At 65.2% G+C, this 2083-nt stretch carries 1 protein-coding gene; it reads left to right on the plus strand.

Features of this window, described 5'->3' with window-relative positions:
* The first annotated feature begins 232 nt into the window (after nt 1-232).
* Nucleotides 233-2077: a flavin-containing monooxygenase gene (locus tag ELR45_RS28190; protein ID WP_129669285.1), complete on the plus strand. Its 1845-nt coding sequence runs from the start codon at nt 233-235 to the stop codon at nt 2075-2077.
* Nucleotides 2078-2083 lie beyond the last annotated feature (6 nt).

Raw genomic sequence — 2083 nt, forward strand, 5'->3', positions numbered from 1 at the left:
CGTTCGTGGTTGCGCGCCACGTCGCGTCGAGTGGATGTCGCAGGCATGCCCCGAGGATAGCGACCCGCTCAAACGACTCAGGAGAATCAGGCGCGAACGAAACGTACATTGATGTACGGTTTGATGGAGTCATCAAGTCCAAGGGGGGCCACGGCTCGGGAGTGCCCGAGCCTGGGCCCCTTCTGTGTTTCGACGAAAGGCCGCCGTTTTGCCCCTCCCCCTCCCCCATGCGATGTCCCAGTCCACTGGCCTCGGGTTCGACCCGGATGAATTGCGCGAGAAGTATCGTCGGGAGCGGGACCGCCGGTTCCGCCCGGACGGCAATACGCAGTACCGACGTGCGGCCGGAGAATTCGGGTACTACGCGAAGGACCCGTACACGCCGCGCGTCGACCGCGAGCCTCTGACGGACCGGGTCGAAGTCCTGGTCGTCGGCGGTGGCTTCGGCGGCCTGCTGACCGGAGCCCGGCTACGTGAGGCCGGCGTCGACTCGGTACGCATGCTCGATGAGGCCGGGGACTTCGGCGGCACATGGTATTGGAACCGGTATCCGGGGATCCATTGCGACATCGAGTCGTACGTGTACATGCCGCTGCTGGAAGAGGTCGGTTATGTTCCCCAGTGGCGTTACGCGCCCGGCGACGAGATCCGCCGCCACGCGGTGGCGATCGGCCGGCACTACGGGCTGTACCGGGACGCGGTGTTCCAGACCCGCGTCACCGGGCTGCGGTGGGATGAGGACGCGACAGAATGGTCCGTCGACACCGACCGTGGCGACGCTATGCGCGCACGCTATGTGGTCGTCTCTTCCGGCACGCTCACCCAGCCCAAGGTGCCGGGAATCCCCGGCATCGAGGGCTTTCGCGGGCACACATTCCACACCAGCCGGTGGGACTACGACTACACCGGTGGGACTCAGGCTGGCGGTCTGACCGGACTGGCGGACAAGGAAGTCGCTGTCGTGGGAACCGGGGCCACCGGCTTGCAGGTCGTGCCGCACCTCGCCCGCGACGCCCGGCACCTGTACGTGTTCCAACGCACGCCGTCGTCCGTGGACGTGCGCGACAACGGTCCGACGGACTCAGAGTGGGCAGCCTCGCTGCCACCAGGGTGGCAGCGGGAGCGGATGGAGAATTTCCTCGCCATCGTCTCGGGCGAAAACGTCGAGCAAGACCTGGTTCAAGACGGATGGACAGCCACGGCGCGGCTTCAGCGCAAGATGCTTACTGGCGCGGTCGACACCACGCTCGACGTGGAAGAACGCGAGCGCCTCGATGAGCTGGCCGATTTCGTCAAGATGAACGAGATCCGTGCACGAGTCGACGAGATCGTCGACGATCCGAGCACGGCCGAGTCTCTCAAGCCCTGGTACCGCTACATGTGCAAGCGTCCCGGGTTCAGCGACGAGTACCTGCAAGCCTTCAACATGCCGAACGTCACGCTCGTGGACACGGCCGACCAAGGCGGCGTCACACGCATGACCGAGAACGCAATCGTCGTGGGCGACGCAGAGTACGAGGTCGACTGCGTCATCTTCGCCACCGGGTTCGAAACAGGCATCTCCGGCGTTCTGTCCGGCACATTGCCGGTCTACGGGAAAGGCGGGACTCCGCTGCTGAAAACCTGGGCTCGTGGCCCCCGGACTCTGCATGGCTTCTACACCCACGGGTACCCGAACCTGTTCCATCTGGGATCGCTGCAGAACGCCAACTCGGTCAACTTCGTGCACATCCTGCAGGAGCAGGCGGGTCATATCGCGGCCGTCATCGCCGCGGCACGCAAGACCGGGGCCCGGTATATCGAGCCGACGCGCGAGGCGGAAGAGGCCTGGTGCACGACGATCCGCGAGTCAGCGACCGACAACTCCGCGTTCCTCGCTGAGTGCACACCGGGCTACTACAACGCCGAGGGCACACGGCGCGAAGCGCCGACCTCATACAGCCCCGGACCTGTCGCGTTTCATCGGATACTCACCGCATGGCGGCAGGGCGACCTGAGCGACGTACTCGTCACAGACACAAGCGGGATACAAGCCGCCGCCACGAATCCGCACGGCAAGAGGAGGGCTGATACGTGAACGCCG

It is taken from the genome of Phytoactinopolyspora endophytica, from assembly GCF_004138495.1.
Taxonomy (GTDB): domain Bacteria; phylum Actinomycetota; class Actinomycetes; order Jiangellales; family Jiangellaceae; genus Phytoactinopolyspora; species Phytoactinopolyspora endophytica.